Here is a 26,399-nt window from a genome sequence, read left to right on the forward strand (position 1 = left end):
AAAAAACCAATCATTCCTAAAAATACATTTTCAACCATTTACTTTAGTTCAATCTAACCATTAACCAAGAAATTTACTACTAAGACTAACACAGTCTGCAGATAAAGGAAGCAAGTTAGCTATCATTCATTACCCATTCGAGACAAGTTTGCCTAACCATCATTAGAACTTTCGCAAAATATAGTCAAGCTATAAGATCAGTATGATCTTGACGGTCAAAGTTAACCACGACTATAATTCAATCAATTCATTGAATATTATAGCAAGGTGGGAATAGATATGGACCACGATTTTCCCGTTCGTGCTTTCAAAGACGACTTGTACCGGCAGTTTGCCCGAATCGGGAAATGCTTGTCCAGCGATAAACGACTCGAGCTCATGCATTTGTTATCCCAAGGACCCAAGTCTGTTGAAAAATTGGCCGAGGCCACAGAAATGAGCCTAGCCAACGTATCGCGGCATCTCCAAATTTTACTGGATGCCAACCTGGTGAAGTATAGCAAGCGGGGGACGTATGTCATCTACTGCTTGGCTGGTCCCCATATTGAGGGCTTTTTGAATGCTCTATGGCGAATGAGCGAAACGCAGCTGGCCGACATCACCCGGGTAAAAAACGACTTTCTGAGTCAGTGCGAGGATGTTCAGACCCTGTCTTTAAATGAAGTATTGCGCAAAATGGACGAAGGCATGATTTTACTGGACGTACGCCCGGCCGATGAATTTGAAGCAGGACACATTCCCGGGGCGATCTCTGTTCCGATGGAGGAGCTTTATCAATATATGCAAAGTCTGCCCAAGGAAACCCCAATTGCTGCATATTGCCGCGGACCTTACTGCGTTGCAGCGGCCGAGGCGGTTGAGAAATTGCAGCGTGAGGGCTTTACAGCATTCCGGGTGGAGGAAGGAGTTTACGAATGGCGGGAATTTCAAGCACAGAGGTAACGAAACGCATTTATCTGGACTATAACGCCAGCACTCCGTTAGATCCGGAAGTGCTCCAGGAAATGCTGCCGTTTTTCGAGCATCACTATGGCAATCCTTCTTCCTCGCATTGGGCGGCAGCTTCACTCAAAGAAACGATCGAGCACGCCAGAAGCCGGATCGCCGCAGCGATTGGGGCGAAATCCAGTGAGGTGATTTTTACCAGCGGAGGAACCGAAGCCAACAATCACGCTTTAAAAGGGGTTTACTTTGCATCCAACCAGCCCCGCAGACATATCATCACGACAACCATTGAGCATCCGGCGATTCTCAATCCCTGTGCCTTCCTCGAAACGCTGGGCGCGGAAGTGACCTACGTTCCCGTTGATCACTGGGGCCGGGTGTCACCGGCAGATATCGAGCGTGCCATCCGCGAGGATACCATTCTCATTTCGGTCATGCACGCCAACAGCGAGGTCGGAACGATTCAGCCCATTGAAGAGGTGGCCAGTATCGCCAAACGCTACGGTATCCTGGTGCATACGGATGCTGCACAGTCTTTTGGCAAAATCCCGGTGAACGTCGATGCCTTGGGCGTCGATTTGTTATCTATCGCCGGTCATAAGCTGTACGCGCCCAAGGGTATCGGCGCACTGTATGTGCGTGAAGGCACGACACTCGCCCCGTTTGTGCATGGGGCAGGCCATGAATCCGGCCGGAGGGCAGGAACGGAAAATGTGCCTTATATCGTCGGATTGGGCAAAGCCGCAGCACTGGCAGCGCAGAAGGTCGGTTCCCGTGAAATCCGAAACCTCCGGGAGGCATTGAAGGAAGGGCTCAAGGAAGCCTTTGGAGACCAGGTCCGGTTTAATGGCGATCCCGGCAACCATCTGCCCAACACGCTCAACGTAAGCTTCCTTGGGCTGAGCGGGCAGGAGATTTTGGGTCGTTTTCCGGAAATCGCCGCTTCCACCGGATCCGCCTGCCACTCCGGAAGCACAACCCTTTCACCGGTGCTGCGGGCGATGGGCCTTAGCGATTACGAAGGGCTGGGAGCGATCCGGTTCAGCTTGGGCCGGTACACCACCAAAGAAGAAGTGGAGACCGTTATTTCTTTATTCCAGGACCGTCTGCAGTGAGGGTAACAGCAAATCTTTTACGAATCGGTTCGTCTAATATAGGGAGGAACAATAGATGTCAGAGACCACGGTTGTAGAAAGGGTGAATCCCCTCCCTGCACCTCTAAGGCAGTACGTTGAATCGCCTGAGAGGCAGCGGCAGCTCCATAAAAGGACGATGTTGATCGTCATCATTTCGCAAATTTTCGGCGGGGCCGGTTTTGCCGCAGGGGTTACGGTAGGAGCGCTGCTTGCCCAAGACATGCTTGGATCCGACAGCTATGCCGGGGTCCCTTCTGCCTTAATTACGTTAGGATCAGCAGCGTCCGCCCTGATCGTCGGCCGTCTGTCCCAGCGGTTAGGGCGCCGGACGGGGCTGGCAGCGGGCTTCCTGGCGGGTGGGCTTGGTGCGCTGGGCGTCGTTTTGGCAGCCCTTATAAGCAATCTGGCACTTCTCTTTATTTCTTTGCTGGTGTACGGCGCCGGAACGGCTACAAACTTACAGGCTCGATATGCCGGAACGGATTTGGCCTTGCCAACGCAGCGGGCTAAAGCGATCAGCGCCGCTATGGTCTTCACCACATTCGGTGCAGTGGCCGGACCGAATCTGGTCAATATCACGGGACGGTTTGCCACTTCCATAGGTTTCCCAGCGCTTTCGGGTCCATTCATGCTGGCTGCTGCAGCATTTATTATAGCCGGCGTCGTCCTCCTCATCTTCCTTCGGCCAGACCCGCTGATCGTGGCCAAGGCCATGGCGGAGGCACAGCGGGCAGATGAAAGCCTGAATGGCACGCAGAGCACCGGAGTAAAAGACGCGGCCATGAATAAAACGGGAATCATGATCGGTGCGACGGTGATGGTGCTGACCCAAATCGTGATGGTGGCCATTATGACCATGACACCGGTCCACATGAAGCATCACGGACACGGGCTGGGCGAGGTTGGCCTCGTCATCGGCATCCATGTGGCTGCGATGTTTCTGCCTTCGCTGATTACCGGCGTTCTAGTCGATAAGTACGGACACACTCTGATGTCCTATGCTTCCGGAATCACCCTGCTTGCGGCAGGCTTGTTGGCTGGGCTCGCGCCCGGAGAATCGATGGTATTTCTCGTTCTTGCGCTTGCCCTTCTTGGGCTGGGCTGGAACTTTGGCCTGATTAGCGGAACGGCAGCCATTGTCGACGCGACGCCTCCCCATACTCGGGCAAAGACCCAAGGCACGGTGGATGTGCTCATTGCCTTAGCCGGGGCTTCGGGAGGAGCGTTATCCGGCATGGTTGTGGCCCAATCCAGCTACTCCGCACTTTCTTTGGCCGGAGGATTCCTGTCCCTGCTTCTAATTCCGGTTATTGTCTGGTCGCGGAAAAAGAAAGCCTGATGCGATCTTCAACCGATACTCCCTCGTGGCTTTAATTAGGAAGCGCCGGGTTTGGGTATTAAGGTGATCATTACAATAGATTCCCCTTTCGTTTGTTTCGGTTTGCTGCAACGGCAGCCGGGCAGGACGAAAGGGGTTCTTTCTATGCTTCAATCGTTCCCAGGCTGATGCGCCGATCAGGCCATCCTCCTGTTCTTGTCTCAACGGAGCTGCTGCTGAACAGCCCGCCGCGAGCTCATTTTCGTGAATATTTTTTGCATCAGACCCGGTCCGGAAATCCGGCTGTTCTGAAACGCGGCGATGCGCCATTCGCCGTTTTGCTTTACAACCACATTGGTGTTAATGGAGTCACGTTTCTTTGGCGCCTGCTTCTGCCATCTCATTTTGACGGCGCCCAGTCCGTGAAAGATCGCCAGCTCCGGCGTAATAAAATCGATTTTTGCAATCTCCCCGTCCAGCGTAGACCCTCTCAATACGCCGTTCCACAGCTCCTGATGCACATCGGCAATCGCCTTTCTTCCTTTCAGATGCTCGCCTTGAAAAGTAACGTAGTCGGCCTGGTCGGTAAAGCATGCCCCGTAAGCCTCGCCATCCCCTTTTCCCCAAGCCCATTTCAGCTTTTCAAACAGCTGCTCAATTTCCTTCCGGTCTTGCGCCTGATTTGTATTCATGTTCATCTTCCTTCATCTCCTTTGATTGAATGGCCACCTGATTAGGCGGATTTCTTTGCTATTCAAGAAACGGTTCGCTAACATTAACTGGACACATTAATTATCTTGATTTATATAATATCTTGATTAATTAAGATAATATGCGGCCGGAGGTGATTTGTCAATAGATACCTTAGGTTTTAAAAAAAAAAATAATAAAGCACATCCCGTTCCGTCAGCGAAAAAGCAAAAAAAATCCCGGCCCCTTCGGGCCGGAATCAAGCATAGTTATGGTGTTGGCAAGAAGCAGGCTGGCAATCCCGCTTCCCGCCGGAATGGAATTCCTCGTGGTTCGAATGATTCATTAAATGACTGGTGATTACATTACACGGCTAATTTCGTTTGGACCGCAGCTTCCGGAGCCGTCTGCTCCTTCTTCATTTCCTCCATGGCGGCCAGTCCGGCCGTATTCAGCACATTCCATGGCTTGTTGTAATGCGGCTGGAAGAAGAAGTCCACAAAAGCCAGCTCCTGCACCGTCATCCGGTTCTGGATGCATACCGACAGCGTATTGGCCGCTTGGGTCATATCCGCCTTCGACATCACCTGGGCCCCGACGATCCGGCCGCCGTCCGCTTCGAAGACCAGCTTCAGCATGACATCATCGTAGGTCGGCATGAACTCCGGACGGTTGTTTTCATGGATTGTTACAGTTTTCACATTCAAACCTGCAGCAAGTGCGCCGGCCTCGGTCATGCCCGTCGAAGCGATGTTCCAGTCAAACAGCCGGATGGCCGACGTTCCCTGGGTACCCTGGTAGCGCACGGTCGGCTGCACTAAATTCATACCGGCCAGCGTGCCCATCCGCACCGCATTGGTGGCCAGCGGAATGTACATCGCCGTTCCCGTCGGATTGTAGCGTACGGCGCAGCTGTCGCCAGCGGCCAGCACATCGGGGTTGCTGGTGCGCATATAGTCGTCAACGATAATCGCGCCGTTCGGCAGCATGTCAACCTGGGCCTTCAGCAGATCTGTGCCGGGGCGGAAGCCGATGCACAGCACAACCATATCGGCTTCAAACGTGCCGTCTGTGGTGACCACCTCGCGCACTTTGCCTTCGCTGCCGCGGAAGCCTTCCACCGTCCGGCCCAGCGCCAGCTGCACGCCGCGGTCCTTCAGCGTCTGCTCGGCCAAGTCGGTCAGATCGCGGTCAAGGTACTTGGCCATGACACGGTCCATGTTATCGATCAGAGTGACCTGCTTGCCAAGCTCGCGGAACGCTTCGACCAGCTCGATGCCGATATACCCGGCGCCGATGACGGTGATGCGCTCTGCATCCGCGGCGCGGGCAATGATTTCCTGCGCGTGAGCGTAGTTTTTGCACAGCTGGACATTGTCCAGATCGATTCCTTCCATTTTCGGAATAACCGGCCACGAGCCTGTGGTGACCACCAGCTTATCATAGCTGTCTGTAAATTCTTCGCCGGTCACCAGGTTGCGGACATTCAGCGTCTTGGCGTTGGTGTCGACGGCCAGCACTTCGTGCCGCATCCGGGTCACAGCGCCGAGCCCTGCCAGTTCTTCCGGATTGCTGTAGAACAATCCGCCAGCGTCCTTAACGACGCCTCCGACGTGAAGGGCGATGCCGCACGACAGGAACGAAATGTTATCGTTGCGTTCGTACACCGTAATTTGGGCTTCCGGGTGCTGCATGGCAATGCTTTTCACAGCGGCGGTTCCGGCATGGGTACATCCAATGACTGCGACTTTCATGGTAATTCCTCCTTATAGGAAATGAAATGGATAATGTGAAACGGAATGGATAACTTAATGGATAAGCAGCGGAATGGAGGACACTGCTCATTTGTGAAATAATGCACAATATACTTTAAAAAAATATTTCCGATGATTTAGCTGCCTTGATCTGATTGTGATTTATATCACAACCTCTTTATGACTTAATCATACACCTTCCCTTTCACCTTTGCAAGGGGTTTGTGAAAAAAATCTCAAAATAATTTTTGGTTGCCTAAACTACCTTGAACAGCTTCTGATGCGGTCATCCCGCAAGCATTATAAAAGCAAAAAGCACCCCGTCCGGGATGCTACGGGATGCTTCATATCAATTTACTATATGATTAGATGTCTTCGCGAATTTGAATGCGTTTGGTGCGTTGGTTAGGTTGTTTTGGAATTTCCATGTTCAGTACGCCGTCTTTCAGGGACGCGTTAATTCCGTCTGCATGAATATCGGGAACGTAGAAGCTGCGCGTGTATTCCCCATAGCGGCGTTCTCTACGGATGACTTGTTCGTCTTGGTTGTCCACGCGATGGTCTTCCTTGCGAACGGCTTTGATCGTCAGGTAAGGCTCAGCGTAGCTGATCTCGATATCTTCTTTTTGAAAACCAGGCAGCTCCGCCTCCACCAGATACGATTGCTCCGTTTCTCGGATATCGGTCTTAAAGGACGTGAACGATCCTTTGAAAGATGTAAACCAATCGTCGCTGAACACTTCGTTAAAGGATTTCACCAATGGTCCAAAGGCATCTTCTCTGCGTTTTTCAAAAGGAATCAAGTCAAACATGCTTTATTTCCCCTTTCCATTTGACCTTGTTTGACCTTACGACTTTATTATATGCCTGTGGGTGTGAAAAGACAAAAACGATGACAGCTGATTACACGCGATTCTAGCCTGATTTGACTCGTTTTATGGTGGATTTATCGTAAAAATTATTATTTTGACCTTATTTGACCTTCGGATAATCGTATGTAAATTTTCTGCCTTATTCCTCGTAATTCCCCACCGTTTGCACCGCCATCTGCCGGATCCTCTCGGCTACATAAGCCGGCTCAAGCACCCGCAAATCCGGCCCATAGCTCAGCAGCATGCCGTACATCCAATGATTATCCGGGTAACTCGCCCGGACCAGCAGCGATCCGTCCGCTTCTATCTCGACGTTCTCAGCGCCAAAAGCCTCCTCCACCCGTACTCTCAGTCGCTGCTTAAAACGCAGAAGGAGTGAAACGGCAGGTCCGGTCTCCTGGTTGCCCCACCTTGCATCCAGTTCTTCCATGCGCACGCCGCGGGACGGAAATTGTTCCAGATGAACCTTTAAGCCGCTCAATCGGGAAACCCGAAACGTCCGATAATCCTGACGGGTCCGGCAGTAGGCGTATAAATACCAGGCGTACCCCTTCCAAGCCAGGCCGATGGGCTCAACTTCGCGCTGCTCGGCCGTCCCTTCCGTATTGGTGTATAGGAAGGACACAACCGACCGGTGCTTTGACGCCTGCCTTAGCGAAACGAGGACTGACTTGTCCTTGATTCCTCCTCCATGCCACAGGTTGGTGTCAAACACGAGCGTTTCACCCTCATCCTCCATTTGGTCCTGCTCGGATTTGGCGACAAGCGCCTTGATTTTGGTCAGCAGATCGTCCATTTCCCGGTCATCCAGGGAAGCTTGTACGCCTTTTAAGGCGACGAGGATCGATTTCAGGTCTTCCAGGGTGACAATCTGCCGCTCAATCCGGTACTTCTCCATAATTTCATATCCGCCGTCCGTTCCCGCATAGGACACAATCGGAATGCCCGCAGCGTTAATCGTCTCGAGATCGCGGTAGATCGTGCGCAGCGATACCTCGTACTTATCGGCAAGGGTCTGGGCGTTCACCCTGCGCCGGCTCAGCAGGATCATCGTAATGCCAAGCAGCCGTTCTACTTTCAAGCTACCCCTCTCCTTTGTCAAAGAAATGGCGATTCACAAAAAGATCACTTTTTATATCCATTATCCATGCATTTCTCGCTGACATACTGTTGTCAAGGTGGGGCGCCTACAATAAAGACATAAGAACCCCCAAGGAGGATGTTAAAAATGAAAACGTTCGCTAGTAGTCAAACCAATCCAGGTACGATCCGCCCCTTCCGCTTGGAAACGACGCAGGCCGAGCTCCAGGACCTCAAGCAGCGCTTGAGCATGACCCGCTGGCCGGATGAGCTTCCGGGGGCTGGCTGGAATTACGGTGCACCGCTCTCGCTTGTGAAGGACATGGCGGCTTACTGGGAGCATTCCTTTGATTGGACCAAGCAGGAACAGCGCCTCAACAGCTATCCTCAATTTATGACGACGATTGATATTCGTTCCTCCGAGCCGGGTGCAGTGCCGCTCATGCTCATTCACGGATGGCCCAGCTCCCCTGTGGAATTCCTGGAGCTGGTCGGTCCGCTGACCGATCCGACATCGTACGGCGGCGATGCCGCAGATGCCTTTCACCTGGTCATCCCTTCGCTGCCGGGTTTTGGCCTCTCGGGCCCGACAACCGATACGGGCTGGAGCCCATCGCGGGCAGCCCAAGCGCTGGATACGCTCATGACGCTCCTCGGCTACGAGCAGTACGGCGTGCAGGGCGGGGATATGGGCGCCATGATCGCACCGGAAATCGGCCGCATCGCCGCCGGCCGCGTCATCGGGGTACATGTGAACGCAGCGACCATGGGCTTTGTACCGTTCGGGGCTATCGAAGACGACGTATTTGCATCGCTGACCGATACCGAGAAGGTGCGGGTCGGTCGATTGGGGCATTTTATGAAGGAAAGATTCGGGTTTAACATGATCCAGTCCACCAGACCGCAGACGCTCGCTTACGGGCTTCACGACTCTCCGGCCGGACTTCTGGCCTGGACCTGCGAATTGTTTAACGGTTTTGGCGATACGGTCGATGCTGTGGACCGCGATACGTTCCTCACCAACCTTATGCTGTACTGGCTGACGGGAACGGCAAACTCCTCTACGCGCATGTATTACGAAGGCGCACACGACCCGGGTGCCTGGGCTCCGAAAGACATGTCGCCAACTCCTGTAGGTGTCGCGGTATTCCAGTTATCCGATGTGGCGATCCGCCACTTTGCCGAGCAGGGCAACCGCATCGTGCATTGGAGCGAGTTCGAGCGGGGTACGCATTTTGCCGCGATCGACGCTCCGGATCTGATGATCAAGGACATCCGTACGTTTTTTCGGAATGTACTGTAACAGTTAAAGTGGATAGATGTAGGGTGGCACCTGAGTGGTGCCCTTTCCCTTTTATTGCTGCGGCTTCTTTTTAAGATAACGATGAATTCCTCAACGCATACAGCTGCGAGACCACCCGGTCTAGCCGATCCTTGACCAGAATGGTATCCGTGTACTTCGCCGGGATCCCCTCATAGCCGTAATAGATGCCCGCCAACCCGCCGGCGATCGCTCCGATTGTATCGGAATCGCCGCCCAGGTTGGCCGCCCGCTGCACCGCATCGCTGAAGTCGGTCGCGTGAAGCAGGATATGCAGCACCCAACGGAACGTATGAACCACAAACCCGCTGGGAGGACAGTCCGGTTCGTCTTCGATCATTCCTTCATACTCGCTGCCCTTGATCTCAGCCAAGATGGCTTCGCTTAGGTCCTCACCCCGCAATAGACGATCGGCAATGCGATTATAAATAACGCAAGCTTCCGCACACCTTGGATCGTAATGCGTCATGCGTGATTGCATGATCGTTACCCGCTCAACCTCAGCCGGGTCGTTGTAAGCCAGCGCAGCCGGGAGGCATCGCATCAAGGAGCCGTTCCCGCCGCTCTGACCCATGTCTGCGTGAGCAATAAAAGCGGCTTCGAGCCAATCTCCCTCATATTTTTCAAACACATGCCGGATGATGTTCCCGATGTCCTTGGGCCGCGATTGATACCATTCGAGAAAATGACGCCCGATCGCCTCCAGCGGCTCCGCGGGATTTTCCAGAATCCCTTCCGCCACGCAGAGCGTCATCATCGTATCGTCGGTTACTTCCCCCGGTTCAAGCTGCCATACTCCGCCGCCGATGATCTCCGTCAAATAGCCGTACTGGGCTTTTACTTCCCGGACACTCATAAACTCCGTCGTTCCGCCAAGCGCGTCACCTACAGCCACGCCGAAGAGGCCGCCCTTCAAGCGGTCGAGCATTTGGTCCTGCATGCCAACACCCCGCGTTCTAATGAGATATTTGAAAAGAAGTCTGTTCTATTAGTTATGATTATAGCAAGTGCAGACTAGTGGGATAAGCGAATAGAAAATCCTCAATAATTCCCCACCTCTGCCCGAATCTGCCTATGCATATTCTACATCATCCATTCCATAGATGCAGCGAACTTCCTGCGGCCCGGCCGACCGAACTTCGCGTGATTCCCCTTTTCTTCTGCTCTCAGAATTATATAAAAAAAGCACGATATCTCCTTTCATTTGCTGTAAGACGCGCGTTTCAGGCGAATGGTATCATCTTGGCGGGAAAGGAGGATTCGCCGAGCAAAAATGTAAGCGCTTAATAAATAACATTTGACGCAGGGGGAGTGCAATGAATGAGTAAATGGATGAAACAAGCCTTTTCGGCCGTAATCGCTGCGGCTCTGATCATGCCATCGGGCTGGCTGGCCTCGGATGTAAGCGCGGATGCAGAGTCGCCGGATGCCGGTACGGTAACGGTGGTATACCATGAAACCTTTGCGAACGGGACTGGCAAAGCCGTTCAATCGGGAGGCGCCAACCTCGCACATGTGTCTGGCAAAGTTTTTGACGGGAATGAGGATGGAGGCGCTCTTTATGTAAACAACCGTACCCACGATTACGATGCGGCTGATTTCAACTACACCGACTTAGGAATCAAAAACGGCAAAACTTACACGATCACCGTTAAAGGATATGTGGACGCTGAAGCCACCGTTCCTGACGACGCCCAAGCGTATCTTCAAACCGTTGACAAAAGCTACGGTTGGCTGGCCGGCGCAGCTTTTAAAGCTGGGGAAGATTTTACGTTGACCAAAGAATTCACCTTGGATACCAGCAGCGGCGATACTCGACTGCGTGTTCAATCCAACAGCGCCGGTGCTACAGTCCCCTTCTACCTAGGCGACATCCTCATCACTGAAAAGGCTGACTCCGGCGGGGGCGGAAACGAAGAACTGCCTAGAGATCCTGCCTTGCCTTTCAGCACGATCACTTTTGAGGATCAGACCCCCGGTGGCTTTGAAGGCCGATCCGGCACGGAGAAGCTAACCGTCACCGATGAAGCCAACCACACACCGGACGGTGCGTACGCCCTCAAAGTGGAAGGACGGACCGCTACCTGGCATGGACCATCGCTGCGTGTGGAGAAATACGTGGATAAAGGCGCCGAGTATAAAATATCCGCTTGGGTCAAGCTAATCAACCCCGCCAGCTCCCAGATTCAGCTGTCCACCCAGATCGGCAGCGATGGCAGCGCAAATTATGCGACCCTGGCCCCGAAAACGATCAGCACCGATGACGGCTGGGTCCAATTTGAAGGAACGTACCGTTACAACAGCGTGGGTGGCGAATACTTGACCCTTTACGTGGAAAGTTCGAGTAACGCGGAAGCCTCCTTTTATATCGACGATATCAGCTTCGAGAAAACCGGCTCAACGCCAGTCGAAATCCAGAAGGATCTGGTCCCTCTCAAGAACGCGTACCAAAACGATTTTCTGATCGGAAACGCCATCTCGGCGGAGGATCTGGAAGGCGTACGGCTGGAGCTGTTAACCATGCATCACAACGTCGCCACGGCGGGAAACGCCATGAAGCCGGATGCGCTGCAGCCGACGAAGGGCAGCTTCACGTTCACCGCAGCCGATGCAATGGTCGATAAAGTTCGGGCTGCAGGCATGCAGATGCACGGGCATGTGCTGGTATGGCATCAGCAGTCGCCGGCGTGGATGAATACGGCTCAGGACGCGCAGGGTAACACGGTCCCTCTGAGCCGCGAGGAAGCACTGGTCAACCTGCGGACCCATATTCGAACCGTCATGGAGCATTTCGGCGACAAGGTAATTTCCTGGGACGTCGTCAACGAAGCGATGAACGACAACCCGCCAAATCCGGCTGATTGGGAAGCGTCGCTGCGCAAATCCCCTTGGTATAACGCGATCGGGCCAGACTATGTCGAGCAGGCGTTCCTTGCGGCCAGGGAAGTGCTGGACGATCATCCGGATTGGGATATCAAGCTGTATTACAACGATTATAACGAGGACAACCAGAATAAGGCCCAGGCCATTTATAACATGGTCAAAGCCATGAACGACAGATATGCCGAAGCACATCCCGGCAAGAAGCTGGTCGACGGTGTCGGCATGCAGGGGCACTACAATGTGAACACGAATCCGGAAAATGTGAAGCTTTCCCTTGAGAAGTTCATCTCCTTAGGGGTCGAGGTCAGCATCAGCGAGCTGGACATCCAAGCCGGCAGCAACTACGAGCTCCCCGAGAAGCTGGCCAACGCCCAAGGCTACTTGTACGCGCAATTGATGAAGATATTCAAGGACCATGCCGCCGACATCAGCCGGGTCACCTTCTGGGGAATGGACGACGGTACAAGCTGGAGAGCTTCATCAAATCCGCTGTTGTTTGATAAAAATCTTCAAGCCAAGCCGGCATACTACGGCGTCATTGATCCGGACAAATTTATTACGGAGCATCCGCCCGAGTCGGGCAATGCCAACCAATCTATCGCGGCGTACGGCACGCCGGTGATTGACGGGACGGTCGACGCGGTTTGGAACCAAGCGGCCGCCATGCCGGTCAACCGCTATCAGATGGCGTGGCAGGGCGCGACGGGCACAGCCAAAGCGCTCTGGGACGACCACAACCTGTACGTGCTGATCCAGGTCAGCGACACACAGCTGGACAAATCCAGCGCGAACGCATGGGAGCAGGACTCCGTCGAAGTTTTCCTGGACGAGAACAACGCAAAAACTACGTTCTACCAGGATGACGACGGGCAGTTCCGCATTAACTTTGATAACGAAACTTCCTTTAATCCGCCCAAGATCGCAGATGGCTTCGAGTCGGCGACCAAAGCAGCCGGCACAAACTACACGGTAGAAATGAAAATTCCGCTCAAAACAGTAACGCCAGCCAATCAGTTGAAGCTTGGTTTCGACGCCCAGGTCAATGACGCGAAAGACGGCGCCCGCCAAAGCGTCGCCGCCTGGAACGACACGACCGGCAACGGCTACCAGGATCCATCCGTGTTCGGCGTACTGACCCTCACCGGCAAACCCGCCAATCCGGGCGACAATGGCTCGGGCAACGAGGGCGGTGGCGGAAACAACGGTGGTAACGGCGGAAGTAACGGAAACGGCGGCAATAGCGGAAGCGGTAATGGCAGCAACAGCAGCGGCAATAACAGCAACGGCGGCGGCAGCCCGCAAACCGGGATTACCATAAGCACCGATGGTGCCGTTACAATCAAGCCGGAAGCGAAAATCCAAGACGGACGTGCCGTGAGTACCATTTCTGCCGACAACCTGAAAAAGGCGCTGGAGCAAGCGGCCGTACCCGCCAATGGGAAGAAGCTAATCGTGATCGAGGCGGCAAACCCACCCGGTACCGGTTCCGTTGAAGTCCAGCTCCCGGCTCAAAGCCTTAGTGGAAAAGAATCCTTCGAGCTGCTGCTGAAGACGGGTTCCGCTGTTCTTCGAATTCCAAGCGGCATGCTGTCCAATCAGACAGATCTATCCGGGCAAGTATCCGTTCGCATCGGAACCGCCTCGACGGACCATTTGAACCTAACCGCAGCCGATCGTGAACGGATCGGCAGCCGTCCGGTGATCGAGCTGAGCCTTGCAGCAGGCGGCAGAACCTTGGAATGGAGTAATCCTGCAGCGCCTGTGACGGTGGAAATTCCATACAAGCCGACTGCTGAGGAATTAAGCCATCCGGATCAGATTGTAGTTTGGTATGTCGACGGCCAGGGCCAGGCGACCCCTATTCCTAACGGCCGCTATGATGCCGCCACCAGAACGGTGGTTTTCCACACCAACCATTTCAGTACTTATGCGGTCGCCTATGCGTCCACGGCCTTCGCAGACCTGCAAAACGTCCCTTGGGCCAAGCCAGCCATTGACGCCATGGCCGCCCGCGGAGTCATCCATGGAATGTCCGAGGGCCGCTTCTCTCCTGAAGCGATAATCAAAAGGGCCGACTTCGTAGCCCTTCTGGTTCGGGCGCTGGAGCTCCAAGGTACAGGCATCCCGAAAACCGCATTCAGCGATGTCGATCCAATCGCTTATAATCGTAGCGAGTTGAACACTGCCAATGAGCTGGGCATTGCGGTTGGTTTACCAGACCGTACCTTCAAGCCAGACAGCCCGATCACCCGCCAGGAGATGATGGTGCTCACTGCACGCGCGTTAACAGCGGCCGGAAAAACAGTTGAGGGCAGCGGAAGCCTGAGCGCATACGCCGACGCCGCAAGCATTGCCGGCTACGCCAAGGATAGTGCGGCTGCGCTCGTGAAAGCCGGCATCGTTACCGGCAGTAACGGTAAGATTACGCCGCAAGGTCCGCTTACCCGGGCTGAGGCGGCGGTCATTTTGTATCGGATTTGGAAGTTGTAGCATTGGGGAGTCATGTTTTGAAATGGAAAGGAGACACCGGTTAGTTGACCGGTGTCTCCTTTTTTAACCCCAGATCATCTTATCTGTGAACAGGTTCAAATCTGATTTGATCTGCAATCAATTTATTTTCTGCTTGATCGAATTTATAGGTGATCTGAAAATCGCCTACGTATTGCGGAGAAATGCCAACGCTCACACCTAACGTGGTGACGATTTGTTGATTCTTCATCCAATAATAGACGACGCCGCCAAAACTAAGCTTGTCCTGTTTAAAGTTTATACCGGCAACCTGATATTCAAATTGATGTTCTTTTCCCTGTGACTTTATCTTAATGGACAAAGTCTGATCATTTTTCCGGGTAACCCCCGTTTCGATCTGGCCGGCGACAATCTCCTGGTAGCTTTGCACTTGGATTTCGGAGAGATCCGTCCCATTCAGTACATGTAATTCATCAATATTCAGTCCCGTCCCTTTTCCCTTATTAAGGATGATCACCGCTTCTTCCTTCCCGTCGCCCGTAACATCCGTATAGTAAATCCGCGGGTCCTCAATCGTCGAAAAGCTCCAGTCGAATGCCTTGTCCACACCATTCACATCAACGGCTACAGATTCATACGAATATTGCCCTTCCTTAACCGGCGTCAGCTTTACCTCTTTGTTCTCCGAAGACCAAGATTTCGCATCCAGTGACGGATTCGCCGTATTCATATGATTCTCTAGTTGTGAATTCGTTGTTACCCGAGATTCTGTTGTTGCTTCCGTACCTGTTGAGGGACTGTTTATCATCTGATCTTTGCTGCACCCCACAAGAAAACCGAACATTAAAATCGAAGCCGAAAATAATGTGAGCTTGTTAATGACCATCCTCTCACTTTCGCTAGTTGATGCACATCATGATATACGTTCTATTTTCCATATAATTTAAGAAATGGTTGTTATGATTTGAAAATATCGTAACCTCTAATCTATAAACGCTGCTAGTCGTAAGAAGTAACGCCCCGGGAATGCCGAGGACAGAATAATCCGGCTCTTGAAGTCCAGCCACCCGAGCCATGAACGATTGAGTGAGCTAATTGCTCCACGCTCGAAGGAAAAAGCCCCCCGCGTCCAGAATATATCAGCTATGAGCGTATGATGATGGGAGAGTGAGCGCACATGAGCGATGAGCAATGGCTGAAAGTTTCCGATTTGGCGGGACAGCTTGAAATCCCTCAGCCAACAATCAGGCGATACATGGACCGGCACGGACATCACTTGCATACGAAAAAGCAGCATAAAAGTTATCTGATATCTTCCGCGTCTATTCCCGCGCTGGCCCGGATCCGTGACGAATACTCCAAGGGGCTGAACGGGGAGCAGGTCGAGGAGGTGCTGCTGGGCCAGTCATCCACGATCACGACCGTGAGCGATACCAGCGTCCATAAGGATGAGCGCGTGAGCGATAATCTTGCCGAAGCCTTGTCCGAATTGGAGAAATCCATGATCGATCGCTTTAACAACCAGGAGCAATTTAATCAGCATCTGCTCGAACTGCTGCAGCGTGAGCAGGAAAAAGTCGAACGTCTTACCGAGCTCCTTATGAAGCAGACCGAAGCGGCGGCGTCCTTGTCCCCAACGGTTCAGGCCCAGAGCCGGAAACAGGCGGATCACCTAACGGAACGAAGGGTGAAGCGTCAGCTGGAGAGCGAGGCCTTGGAGCTCTGGCTTAACAAGCCTGCGCCGGAACGAACGAAAAGGAACGTGCTGTTTCAAAGGAAAGAGGACAGCGAGGCTAAGGAAAAATTTGTGAGGGACTACGTGCTGGAACATTACGTGAGCCGTTTAAACGAGGAATTTAATAAAAGCTAAACCTGTTCGAAAAAGCATAAATAGACGAAAAAGAGCGGTCCGCATTGGATCGCTCTTTTTTTATAGAAATCCGGTGGCCCGTATTTAGCGGAACTACCTCTTGCGATATGAGGAACCTGAATTTCGCGAGGCTCACACTTTCTTATATCTCTTAACATAAGCTTTGGGCGGCCTGCCCCCGGCTTGCGACCGGGAACGGAACACGAATTTGCGCTGGCACCAGTAGCTGAACACGAACAAGGAGCCCTCGGTGAGCAGCTTGGCGATGAAAAGCGGAATCCCCACCATTTCGTGGAACAATATCAACAACCCGTAATTTAATCCCATAATAAGCGCGACCAGCGCAAAATATTTCGGAGCCGATTCGATCAGCCGGGGGGCGTCCTTTTTCACAAATACATATCGCCGGTTCATGGCGTAATTGAATATGGCGCTGCACAACCGCGAACCGACTACGGCGGCCAGCAGGCTGCCGGTAACGAACTGAAGCACGAAGAGCAGCAGAAAGTCCAGTCCCGCCGAGAGTACGGATGAAGAGCAAAACTTTAGGATAGGGGCATAAATCCGGATGGAGTCCGCAACCGGGCGGAAATGAGACGACTTGTTCTTTTCCAAATAGACGGTATCAATGGGCACCTCATGGATCGGGTAGCCGTCTCCGCGTGCCTGCAGCAGCATGTTCATTTCATACTCAAAACGGTCGCCCGGAATGCTGCACAGCCAGTCCAGCATCGCTGACGAGAAGCCACGAAGGCCGGTCTGCGTATCCATGACGAAGCGGCCGGTCGTCAGGGTGTAAACTAAGCGTGTCGCTTGGTTGCCGAACCGGCTTCGCAGCGGTACCCTGCCGGTAAAATGCCGGCAGCCGAGCACGATATGGTCCGGATGCTCGTCGACCGCCGCGGCAATCCGGACGATATCGGCCGGAAGGTGCTGTCCGTCGCTGTCCGCGCAGACGATCCCTCCCGTCTCACCCGCCTTCTTCAGGAAGGCGAAGCCGGTCTTCAAGGCCCGCCCTTTGCCAAGGTTGTGGTCGTGGGTCAGCACGATGCAGCCGGCCTGGCGAGCCGAATGAAACAGCTCCCCATAGGCCTCACCGCTGCCGTCATCGACCACGACGATCCCGCAGCGGCAAGCCGCTTTTAGGTCAGCAATCAGCTGCAGCAGTCTCTCGTCAGGCTCATAGGCCGGAATCAATACGGTTGTCATGTCGGTAGCCTCCTTCAGCTTCGTCGGTCCGTTATTCGCCAACATAAATAATGTCGCTGACGCCGCGCTCCTGGCCTTTGCCCCCAGGACTGTTGACGACCCGGCCCATAAAGTACATGGTCGATGAACCGCCGCCGTCGAGGTTGTAGGCCTCGGTTGCTCCCAGGTCCTCAAACAGATTCGCAAACTCGTTCAGCGTCACGCCCCGGCTGTAATTCTGCTGCCGCCCGTCCACCACGACAAACACGTAGTGATTCGGCGAAATGATGCCGATCCCCGTCCGCGGATTGGCCTCGTCGATCGTGCGGTTGCCGAAGTTGGTATCGATTTTGACGTTATCGAAGTCCTGCACCGCGGTGCCGTCTTTCACCAGAACCGGTCCAAACGAAAAGGTATTCGTTACCCCTTGGGCAAGCAAATCCTCGGCGGAAACCTCCTCCTCGTTATACGATTTCATCGTGCCGTCACCGAACAGCGCCAGCCCGTCACGCGCAGGCTCATCACGGTATAAGGTGCCGTTACGGATGACGACGCCGTCATTCCGGAACCCGTAATAGTCCCCGTTGATGGCAAGAATGGCATTGTTGGCGGAGGCGATCTCCGAGGTATGCTCGGTAATGTTACGGCCGAAGGAATTATTCGCGAAGGCTGTCCGGAGGTTGGACGCGCTCTTCAGCTGAACATCGGCGACGTAATACGTCATTTTATCTGCACCTGTACCGGTCTCCACTTGCTTGATCGAAATATCGACGTTATCGCTCTTGTAGTTCCAATCGTCAGAGGTTGCGTTTACCGCCGGGGCCGTGGATGCCGCAGATTCTGTATTCGTCGATGTATTCGCAGCAGCTGTTTTCGTTGTACCCGCCGACTGCCTGCCGGAAGCGGTCGACGATACGGCTGCTGCCGTGCTGGGCTGGGCAACAACCTCCTCCACATGCGGGATCAAATACCGGTCGGCCAGCCCGTACAGGATGCCGCCGACTGTGGCAATGGACAGCGTGAGACTGATGAGCAGAATGCGCTTGGACTTCTTTTTCTTATTGTTCATGGATGATTTACTCCTTGTGGCTGTAATGGGATAGCCCTAGAGTAAACCCGAATATTTAAATGGAACTTAAATGGGATATGAAGCTGATGGAATGGTGCAAAAAGCGGGGATCTGACGAAGGTGGCCATAGAGCGGCATGGCCTCATCTTGGTTCGAAGCGTATATGTAGGGAAATATTTTTTTAAAAAGAGAGGAAAAATCTATTGAAGCTGTAAAGCTTGAGAGGATGAACTGAGGTTCAAAAAGATTGAAAGGCAGGAGGATACAACCAATGATGCAAATCATGACTTATGTCGCTAAGGCTTCTTTCGTAATTTTCTCGATATCGATCGGGGATCTGGACCCTTCGCTGACTAAATCGGGGAGAATATGCTGCAAAAAGTAGTCGACGCAATGAAGCTGGATTCCTTTAATTTTGATGAGAGCATCTCTGTACATGACGACGAACTCTTTTTCCGTGTTTCCGCGCTGCAGTTCTGTAAAGGCCTCGTAGATTTGATCCAGTTTATCGGCTACTTCCAGGATTCTGCCTTCGACGGAATCGTCCTTGCCTTCACGCAGTTGCCTGCGAAAAATCGGCTGAAACTCAGACGGAATATGCTCATCAATGAAATGAGCGACCATGCCTTCCTCCACTTGCTGAAGCATTGCACGCAGTTCGAGGGAGTGGTGCTTCACGGGCGTTTTGATATCCCCGATAAAAATCTCGCCGTAATCATGGCTGCTGGTAATTTCGTACAGCTTCTTCCAGTCCACCGTGACTCCGTTGGTTTCCTCAATGTCAGCCAGCGTTTTGGCGTACTGGACAACCTTCCAGGAATGGGCGGAAACGCTGTGCTCCTCAAATTTGAACTTGCCGGGACAACGAATGATCCGTTCGAGGTCGTTCAGCGATTGAAAGTACGTATGAATTCCCATAGCTGCACCCTTTCTTTGTGTAAAATGGTTGATATACTGCTGTATTTCTAGTATACATTCGGTTTGTAAAAGGACCGTAAAGTGACGCAAGAAGTTATTGGAACCAGCGGATGGTTATGCACGGGATACCCCGGTGACGCTCCAACTTCATATTGCAGAACATTGACATGACACCAAATGGTGTCATACAATCTAGTTGTCACCAAAAGGTGTCACATCATGAGACGACAATAAGGCTTAGGAGAGAGTGCTGTGAGCGAGAACAATGAGAACCGGGATGTATTTGACGCCGTTGCAGATCCAACCAGACGCCAACTGATTCGTCTATTATCCGAGGCGGAGGAGCTCCCGCTTCATGAACTGACGCCACATTTCCAGATGGGCCGGACAGCGGTATCCAAGCATTTGACCATCCTGAAAGAGGCCGGACTGGTCGTTGACCGGAAAGTCGGCAGAGAAACGCGATTCAGGCTGAACGCTTCCCCGCTCCAAGAAATTCAAGATTGGGTGGCTTATTATACCCAGTTCTGGAGTACAAATATGCTGCGCTTGAAGCAACTTTTAGAGGAGGAAGAAGAATGAGTTTTTAAAAAGACCACCCGTAGAGGTGGTCTTTCTCATGGATCTGCATGAGGGAGAATCGAACGCCTACAGCCGTGGATCGATCTCTTGCTCCTGGGCCACCTCAAACAGCAGATTGGCAGCCGCTTCCTGGTACGCCGCATGCATCGGTTCGATCTCGTCGTATTTCACGCCGAGCATCCGGAGGCCATGCCGGTATTCGTTCTGCGAGGTCCGCAGCTTGCGGGCGATGCTTTTCTGCTTCAGCAGCTTCCGGTACTTATGCGGGAATCGGTAGTCGTAGCCGTAAATAATGGACAGGTAGTCCGGGTTGCGCACCTTCATGTACGGCACCGTCCGGCCGTCCCAAGCCTCAGGCTTGATAACGACGCCTTCCATGTGCTTCTCCGTCGTCAGCTTGGCAAAGAACCGCTCCGCCTCTGCATAACTCTCCGGTTCGGACAAATCAAGTGAAACCGATTCATCGTCCGACAAGAAGCCGTACATCTCCGATGTCGTCCACTGCGGCAATTCCTCCCCGCCGTTTTCAAAGACGATTTTCAAGATGGCGAACGGTTTATACTCCATCTCCCCTGCTTCCGCATACAGCTCCAGCTGTCTTTTGTACGTTTCGTAAGCTTCGGTATGCTGTGCCAACGATACGGACGTCTCCACAATTTCGTGCATATGCTTGTAGTTCTGGTACACGTTGGCGCCGTATTTGTCGCTTAGGTCTTTTTTAGGCATGCGGTATTGATCCTGCTCGAAGCCGCTGGCCTGATACTGCTCGGTCAATGACTGCAGAGCGGTTTCAAAACCATGGTCCTGCAAAAAGGAAAGCTCGCCCTCCAGCGCCTTCTCGATCGGCTTGAACTGCCGCTGGATCAGCCCTTCGCCGAGGGCGTTCCACGGCATCAGCTCGCCGTCCAGGATGAGCATGCGGATTCCCCGCTCCTGCATATAAGGGCCGAACTTGGCCAGCAGCCGATGGTAGACTACCGTCAGATCCACCTGCTTCACCTTGTAACCGTTGCGGCTTACCGCGAAGCACTGCTCTACGTCGAGATGCAAATAAATGTTGCAGCGCGATCCCATATATTTGGGCTGCAGCGCCACCTTCAGGACACCGTTCTCCTTGAAATAGTCCAAGCCCCGTTTCAGCGACTCCAGCTCATTTCTCTCCATATCTTTATCCGCCGGGGACATCGTACCGGAAATGAAGTTGATTTTATGCCGGGAACAGTAATGCAGCCTGCGGATATCGTCCTCCCCCAAATCCTGTACGGATACCTTCCGCTTTTCCTGGAACAGCGCCGGAAGTTCCTCGGTCAGCACGGATGTGCGCGACTTATGCGACTTCATGAACGGTTTGAACGAAACCGTCACGGACGTCAGCCCGTTTCCATGCACAGCGCCGGTGTCGAGATGGATTTTGTTGCGGATCCGGAAAGCCTGCTTGGCGGCCACATGACCGAAGATATGATACGGGTGGTTTCCGACCGCCTCATCCTTCAGGAAGGACAGCTGTTCCTCCAGCGGCGCCTCCCGGTCGATGCGGAAATTGCGCTGATGGCGGGCCGATTGGGCGTCCAACTTGCCGATGTATTTCTTCTTGCAGGGTGCATGCGTTACATAGTAGGAAGGGCCGTCCGTTCCTACATAGCGGTAAAAGGGCTTTGCCTTTTCCACCAGTTCATTAAATTTCCGGAGCAGCTCATCATCGTTTGCCAGTGTCTCGGTGGAATCAAAATACGTCTGCAGCAGCTCCTGATCCACGCCCTGGATCTCGCCCCGCAGGTATTTGTAGACGAAATTTTCGTGATTCCCCATCACGAACAAGAAATGCTCCTGATTCTCGTACAGAAATTCGATAATTTCACGCGTCTGCTTGCCTTTATCGATCCAGTCACCAGCCAGGATGACCTTCGTAGACCTTAGCTTCTCCCCTGCGAACAGCTTGCCTGCCTCCATCCGGAAGCCGTAGCTCAGCAGCAGACCCTTCAGCTCTTCCACGCACTCATGGACATCCCCCACGATGATGTACTGCGGGCCATGCGGGAGAACCGTCTCCCGGTAAGCCTCCAAATCCTCGATCATCACGCGGTAGTCGGGATTGGCCGTGCTTTCTTCAGGCCGGTAAAAGTCCTTGGCCCGTACCTTATGGATCTTCTCATAGCCATCGCGCGGCAGCGCGCCGAGCACGTCTTTTTTCAGGCGGTTGATATGATTCGTGATGAGCCGTTTGGAGCGCTCCGATGCGTAGTAGTCCTCCCTTTTCCGGTAATCGAAGACGATGATCTCAAGATTGTAGTGATTGCTGCGGGCGATCTCCCGCACCTTTTCGCGAAAATCCTCCGCCAGCCCCGTCGTATCCACCACCACGAAATCGGCATTAACCGGAAACGACGTAACCATCTTCAGCCGCTCAAACAGCAGGTGAAAAGCCTGCTCGCTCGCCTCCAGCATCACTTGATCGTATTTATCGTAATCATATCCGAGCACCTCCTGGCGGATCCGGTCGGAGGACAGATATTGAATGTTTGCTTTTAATTTCGATGTCACATCCTCAAACCGCAGTCCCGGAATCAGCACATCTTGGGCAAACGTCGTTTTGCCGCATTCCGTGGAACCGACGAGCATGAAGATGGTATGCATTTTTGTGCGGATTTCCATGAGCTTTAAGCCCCCTCTTTCTTCAAAATAACGCCCTGCGTCGTCTGGATCTGGTCGACCTCATCCCCGATCGCCGCGAATTCATGCGACAGTCCGAGCCCCTGAATCACATCCAGCATCCACGTCTGGAACTCCTCCTGCCCCATCTCCCACTTATGGTCGTCATGGCGGAAGCCGGACAGCTCGTAATAATGGTTAAAGTCGGCGTTCGGCGTCGTGATCACCAAATGATCAAAATCGACCCCGGCCACAATCTGCCGAATCAGCTGCGCCGCCTCCTCTCTGCTCATATGCTCGATCACTTCCGTCAGGATCACATCGACCCGTTCGCCGTTGTAGTCCTCGAGAAAATGCTCCACCGAGTGGAAGGGCGCAATGTTATCGATTTGCCGGGACTCCGCTTTGCGGGTCAGGGCCGCCAGGCTCTCTTCGTCGATATCGACCGCGTAATAGCTTCCTTCGATTTTGCCGGCAAACGGCAGCGCATAAAAGCCTTCACCGCATCCGACATCGAGAATGGACTTATCGAAAGGCAGCACGCTGCCGATGTAATTTCGGCGCTGCAGCGCCGTACCTCCGTACGCAAATTGGATGCGGTATCGGGCCGACGCTTCAAGCTCCGCCTTGTACTTGTTATACCGCTCCCGGGAAGCCAGGAAATTTCGGACGAACAGGCTGCGGATGTAAAACGGCGCGTCGATCACGTTGATGCTGCGGATGTATTTGTCCAGCACATGCTCGGAAATGTCGATGTATTCGTTGCCGAACATGGACAGGAACAGGCACAGCACGCTCACGGCGTGAAGGAGTTCATAAAGGCTGCGCTGCGTCGTCACCGTGAGCGAGTAGCTCTTATGCGCCTGATGCGTAATCTGAAACGTGAAGTCTTTGAGATGTTTTTCGAAAAAATCGATGTAGCGCGTGAGCTCGATATGAATCATGCCGATCATCAACGTATGCTCATACCCCTCCGTATCACGTTCGTCATGGTGCTTGAGCGGATGAGCGAAAAACTCGCCGATCGCGTTGAGCGGAAATAACGGCGTGTTGTAACGCGACACGTTCAAATATTCAAACTGCTCGTCGGCATGCTGCTTATAGGAAATTTCATTATCGGCGTCTTTGAAATAGACGTTGAACGTCTGCTCATCCGAATACCAGCCGTAGGCCATCCCTTTGCGGATGCTGCGGAGAATCATGCCGGAATGCGGGTTCTTTTTGATCAAAAATGAAAACTGCGGGTTCGTGGACTTGATTTGCACGATCGCCATACTGCACTCTCCTTGCTTGCGGGTTTCAATTCCTTGCTGTCATCATCGCTTATTTTCGTGCGCACGAACATGGCGCAAGTATTACGACCCGGCATAGAAATCTGGTGAAACAGGCGTCATTCGTGTTTCCGCTCACACGATCACGGCACGCTCATGGTAAGGTTCACGTGTTAACCACCCGGTTCGCCTGCTACAATAGAATGAGATCGATACGGAAAAGGAGAACCGCCAGATGGCCAAAGAGAGCTTTGATAAAGAAATCCAGTTTTTGCGCTTGCTGGTGCTGACGAGCGGGGCGTATAACCGGCAGCAGTTCGCCAAGCGGCTGGGGATTTCCGTGAACACGTTCGATAAGACGATCCGCCGCCTCAAGGAAATTGTCCAGGCCACGTACCAGCAGTTGCCGGAGGAACAGGGCAAGGAGTTCAGCGAAGGGCTGCGTTACAACTACTACGATTCGGCCGACCCGATGCTGCTGTTCCTGTTCCGCGCCAAGTCGCTGAAAGAGTCAGAAAGTAAGCGGCTGTCCCTGCTGCTTGGGGCGCTTGGTACGCAGTCCCTTACGGCGCTGGAGCTGCTAGACTGCTGCACGAACGCGATGGCCGCCCATCTCCCGCTCCCGGATGAGAAGACGATCCGCAAGGACCTGAAGTACCTGGAAGAGGTAGGAGTGATCCGCAAAATAGGCGGAGCGCGCCCTTACCGGTACGCCATTCGCGGAGAGCTCGTTCAGGAGCTGACCGAAGATGAGCTGCTGGATTTGTACGATTTTGTGGACGTCATGGCGGGCACCCAAATTCCTTCCGTTCAGGGCTACCTGCTGCGGGACGGACTGAAGAAGCAGCTGATGCGAAGCCATGCGGAGAAGCATGCGGTCGAGCCCTTTTTATATAAATATCACTACCACTCGCGGATTTTGGACGAAGCCCATTTGTTCTCCATTCTGGATGCGATCCGCAAGCACCGGAAGGTCCGGTTCCTGTACTTCTCGCCCAAAGCGGAAAAAAGCTACGCCTCCCAGAATACCAACCCGCTGTTTGAACGGAAAACGCAGGGCAAGCTGGAACAGACGCTGCCGTTAAAGGTCGTGTACGACCATCAGTACGGCCGCTGGTATCTGCTGTCCTATGGCCGGGAAGGCATCCGGAAATACCGGATGGAAGGCATCACGCAGTTTGAGGAGGCAGATGAGGCGGATCCCGTCTGGTTTGCGGAGAGGCAGCAGGAACTGCTGGAGAAGCTCCGCTACAGTTGGCTGATCGACACCGGCGCACCGGTTACGGTCCGGGCTAAATTTTACAATCCCGGCGACGGACCGAATTTCATCAAAGAGCGGGTGCTGCTGCAGGGTCAGTGGGGGCAAATCGTCGATGAAGACGACGAAGCCTTCATCTACGAGATTACCGTAAACGGCACGACGGAAATCAAGCCGTGGCTGCGGAGCTTCGGTTCCAGCTGCGAGGTGCTTGAGCCGATCCGGCTGCGCCGCGAAATGATCGCGGAATGGAAGGAGATACGCGCCTATTATGAATCTGTTTGAAAAGATTTTTAACTACCAGATCATCTCGCGGCTCGACGATTCCGGCACCTTCATGGTCACCGCCCACGAACGCGCTTGGCTGAAAACCGTGCTGGAGCATCCCGCCGCTTCCGAAGCATTTACGCCCGAAACGCTGGCGAAGCTGGCGGCTCTGCTGGCCGAAGATGAAGCGATGGACACCGACGCTCACCTGATCGAGAAAGCGCGGAGCCGGGAAAAGCAGGTATACCACCCCCTCCTGCGGCCCTTGCGCCGCTTGATCATGAACCGGAGCGGTATCCGCGTCACCCACGCCCTGAAAAGCGGGCAAGTCTACTCCAACCAACTGGGCGTGCCCTACCGGCTGGAGTATTCCATGGTAAAGCGGGAATGGTATCTGCTGTGGCACCATATCCGCAATCGCGCCTTCATGAGCACGAAGCTGGATAACATTCTCTCTGTCACCGAGCAGGAGCTGCCGCTTGAGCGGGTGAGCGATATTTTGACGCGGATCAGCGAGACGCTGGAGAACCGCAAAGCCGAGGTGCTCGTCCAGATCATCCCGCAGTATAACCAGGAGATGTCGCGCATTCTGTATGCGCTGTGCTGCTTTGACAAAGAAGTGCAGTATGACGTGCAAACCGATACCTATACGGTCAAGGTATGCGTTATGGGCGATGAGAGGGAATTTCTGCTGTCCAAGCTGCGCTTCCTGGGCAAACGGGTGCGGGTGCTTGAAGGAGAGTATGTGAAGAGACGTATGCTGGAGGCTTCGGTGAAGGCGCTGGAGCGGTACGGCGTGGTGGAGGAAGTTACGGATAAGGATGAGGAAACGTTAAACCCCGCTCAGTGAGCGGGGTTT

Annotated in this window: 20 protein-coding genes; 9 read left to right on the top strand and 11 right to left on the bottom strand. The window is 53.4% G+C overall.

Annotated elements, in window-relative coordinates; genetic code table 11:
- The first annotated feature begins 279 nt into the window (after window positions 1-279).
- The 3 genes from MKY74_RS02755 to MKY74_RS02765 are packed head-to-tail and all read left to right on the top strand — an operon-like array spanning window position 280 to window position 3,420.
- Window positions 280-942 (top strand): ArsR/SmtB family transcription factor, encoded by a 663-nt coding sequence (locus tag MKY74_RS02755; protein WP_076173116.1) that lies wholly within the window; start codon window positions 280-282, stop codon window positions 940-942.
- Window positions 915-2,060 carry a cysteine desulfurase family protein gene (locus MKY74_RS02760; protein ID WP_076173117.1) on the top strand — a complete coding sequence of 382 codons (1,146 nt, stop codon included), beginning with the start codon at window positions 915-917 and terminating at the stop codon, window positions 2,058-2,060. The genes MKY74_RS02755 and MKY74_RS02760 overlap by 28 nt, the downstream gene beginning before the upstream one ends.
- Window positions 2,061-2,115: 55 nt before the next feature.
- Window positions 2,116-3,420 (top strand): MFS transporter, encoded by a 1,305-nt coding sequence (locus MKY74_RS02765; RefSeq protein WP_084204017.1) that lies wholly within the window; start codon window positions 2,116-2,118, stop codon window positions 3,418-3,420.
- 200 nt (window positions 3,421-3,620) lie between these two features.
- On the opposite strand, the gene MKY74_RS02770 is transcribed toward MKY74_RS02765, so the two are convergent.
- From MKY74_RS02770 to MKY74_RS02785, 4 genes are all read right to left on the bottom strand, one after another.
- Window positions 3,621-4,097, bottom strand: a complete 477-nt coding sequence (locus MKY74_RS02770) for an SgcJ/EcaC family oxidoreductase (protein ID WP_244169343.1) — start codon at window positions 4,095-4,097, stop codon at window positions 3,621-3,623.
- 357 nt (window positions 4,098-4,454) lie between these two features.
- Entirely contained in the window at window positions 4,455-5,843 is a 1,389-nt protein-coding gene (locus tag MKY74_RS02775) for an FAD-dependent oxidoreductase (protein ID WP_076173118.1), read from the bottom strand.
- Between the two features lie 365 nt (window positions 5,844-6,208).
- Window positions 6,209-6,655: an Hsp20/alpha crystallin family protein gene (locus MKY74_RS02780; RefSeq protein ID WP_076173119.1), complete on the bottom strand. Its 447-nt coding sequence runs from the start codon at window positions 6,653-6,655 to the stop codon at window positions 6,209-6,211.
- A 199-nt stretch (window positions 6,656-6,854) separates the two neighbouring features.
- Window positions 6,855-7,796, bottom strand: a complete 942-nt coding sequence (locus MKY74_RS02785; RefSeq protein ID WP_076173120.1) for a helix-turn-helix transcriptional regulator — start codon at window positions 7,794-7,796, stop codon at window positions 6,855-6,857.
- A 147-nt stretch (window positions 7,797-7,943) separates the two neighbouring features.
- On the opposite strand from MKY74_RS02785, the gene MKY74_RS02790 reads away from it, so the two are divergent.
- Complete coding sequence (locus MKY74_RS02790; protein ID WP_076173121.1) at window positions 7,944-9,098, top strand: epoxide hydrolase family protein; 1,155 nt, start codon at window positions 7,944-7,946, stop codon at window positions 9,096-9,098.
- Window positions 9,099-9,168: 70 nt separating this feature from the next.
- Here the strand turns inward: MKY74_RS02790 and MKY74_RS02795 are convergent, their stop codons facing one another.
- Window positions 9,169-10,056: an ADP-ribosylglycohydrolase family protein gene (locus MKY74_RS02795; RefSeq protein ID WP_076173122.1), complete on the bottom strand. Its 888-nt coding sequence runs from the start codon at window positions 10,054-10,056 to the stop codon at window positions 9,169-9,171.
- 380 nt (window positions 10,057-10,436) lie between these two features.
- Here MKY74_RS02795 and MKY74_RS02800 point away from each other — a divergent pair, with 380 nt between their 5' ends.
- Complete coding sequence (locus MKY74_RS02800) at window positions 10,437-14,489, top strand: endo-1,4-beta-xylanase (protein WP_076173123.1); 4,053 nt, start codon at window positions 10,437-10,439, stop codon at window positions 14,487-14,489.
- Window positions 14,490-14,568: 79 nt separating this feature from the next.
- Here MKY74_RS02800 and MKY74_RS02805 read toward each other — a convergent pair whose 3' ends face one another.
- Window positions 14,569-15,354 carry a hypothetical protein gene (locus MKY74_RS02805; RefSeq protein ID WP_076173124.1) on the bottom strand — a complete coding sequence of 262 codons (786 nt, stop codon included), beginning with the start codon at window positions 15,352-15,354 and terminating at the stop codon, window positions 14,569-14,571.
- 291 nt (window positions 15,355-15,645) lie between these two features.
- Between MKY74_RS02805 and MKY74_RS02810 the strand changes: the two genes are divergently transcribed.
- Window positions 15,646-16,338, top strand: a complete 693-nt coding sequence (locus MKY74_RS02810; RefSeq protein ID WP_076173125.1) for a hypothetical protein — start codon at window positions 15,646-15,648, stop codon at window positions 16,336-16,338.
- 132 nt (window positions 16,339-16,470) lie between these two features.
- Here MKY74_RS02810 and MKY74_RS02815 read toward each other — a convergent pair whose 3' ends face one another.
- The 3 genes from MKY74_RS02815 to MKY74_RS02825 form a co-directional block, all read right to left on the bottom strand.
- Window positions 16,471-17,547: a bifunctional glycosyltransferase family 2/GtrA family protein gene (locus MKY74_RS02815; RefSeq protein ID WP_076173224.1), complete on the bottom strand. Its 1,077-nt coding sequence runs from the start codon at window positions 17,545-17,547 to the stop codon at window positions 16,471-16,473.
- 31 nt (window positions 17,548-17,578) lie between these two features.
- Window positions 17,579-18,595 (bottom strand): phosphodiester glycosidase family protein, encoded by a 1,017-nt coding sequence (locus MKY74_RS02820; protein WP_076173126.1) that lies wholly within the window; start codon window positions 18,593-18,595, stop codon window positions 17,579-17,581.
- Window positions 18,596-18,883: 288 nt separating this feature from the next.
- Window positions 18,884-19,513 (bottom strand): HD domain-containing protein, encoded by a 630-nt coding sequence (locus MKY74_RS02825; RefSeq protein ID WP_076173127.1) that lies wholly within the window; start codon window positions 19,511-19,513, stop codon window positions 18,884-18,886.
- A gap of 252 nt (window positions 19,514-19,765) precedes the next feature.
- Between MKY74_RS02825 and MKY74_RS02830 the strand changes: the two genes are divergently transcribed.
- Complete coding sequence (locus tag MKY74_RS02830) at window positions 19,766-20,095, top strand: ArsR/SmtB family transcription factor (RefSeq protein WP_076173128.1); 330 nt, start codon at window positions 19,766-19,768, stop codon at window positions 20,093-20,095.
- 66 nt (window positions 20,096-20,161) lie between these two features.
- On the opposite strand, the gene MKY74_RS02835 is transcribed toward MKY74_RS02830, so the two are convergent.
- Window positions 20,162-22,747: a metallophosphoesterase gene (locus MKY74_RS02835; RefSeq protein WP_076173129.1), complete on the bottom strand. Its 2,586-nt coding sequence runs from the start codon at window positions 22,745-22,747 to the stop codon at window positions 20,162-20,164.
- A gap of 5 nt (window positions 22,748-22,752) precedes the next feature.
- Window positions 22,753-24,018 carry a class I SAM-dependent methyltransferase gene (locus MKY74_RS02840; RefSeq protein ID WP_076173130.1) on the bottom strand — a complete coding sequence of 422 codons (1,266 nt, stop codon included), beginning with the start codon at window positions 24,016-24,018 and terminating at the stop codon, window positions 22,753-22,755.
- Window positions 24,019-24,250: 232 nt separating this feature from the next.
- On the opposite strand from MKY74_RS02840, the gene MKY74_RS02845 reads away from it, so the two are divergent.
- Together MKY74_RS02845 and MKY74_RS02850 are read left to right on the top strand one after the other, a co-directional pair.
- Window positions 24,251-25,558, top strand: a complete 1,308-nt coding sequence (locus tag MKY74_RS02845) for a helix-turn-helix transcriptional regulator (protein ID WP_076173131.1) — start codon at window positions 24,251-24,253, stop codon at window positions 25,556-25,558.
- The gene (locus MKY74_RS02850; RefSeq protein ID WP_076173132.1) at window positions 25,545-26,390 is read left to right on the top strand and encodes a WYL domain-containing protein; all 846 of its coding nucleotides are present in this window, start codon (window positions 25,545-25,547) and stop codon (window positions 26,388-26,390) included. Before MKY74_RS02845 ends, MKY74_RS02850 begins: the two co-directional genes overlap by 14 nt.
- Window positions 26,391-26,399 lie beyond the last annotated feature (9 nt).

This window comes from Paenibacillus sp. FSL R5-0378 (assembly GCF_038009285.1).
GTDB classification, from domain to species: domain Bacteria; phylum Bacillota; class Bacilli; order Paenibacillales; family Paenibacillaceae; genus Paenibacillus_AQ; species Paenibacillus_AQ favisporus.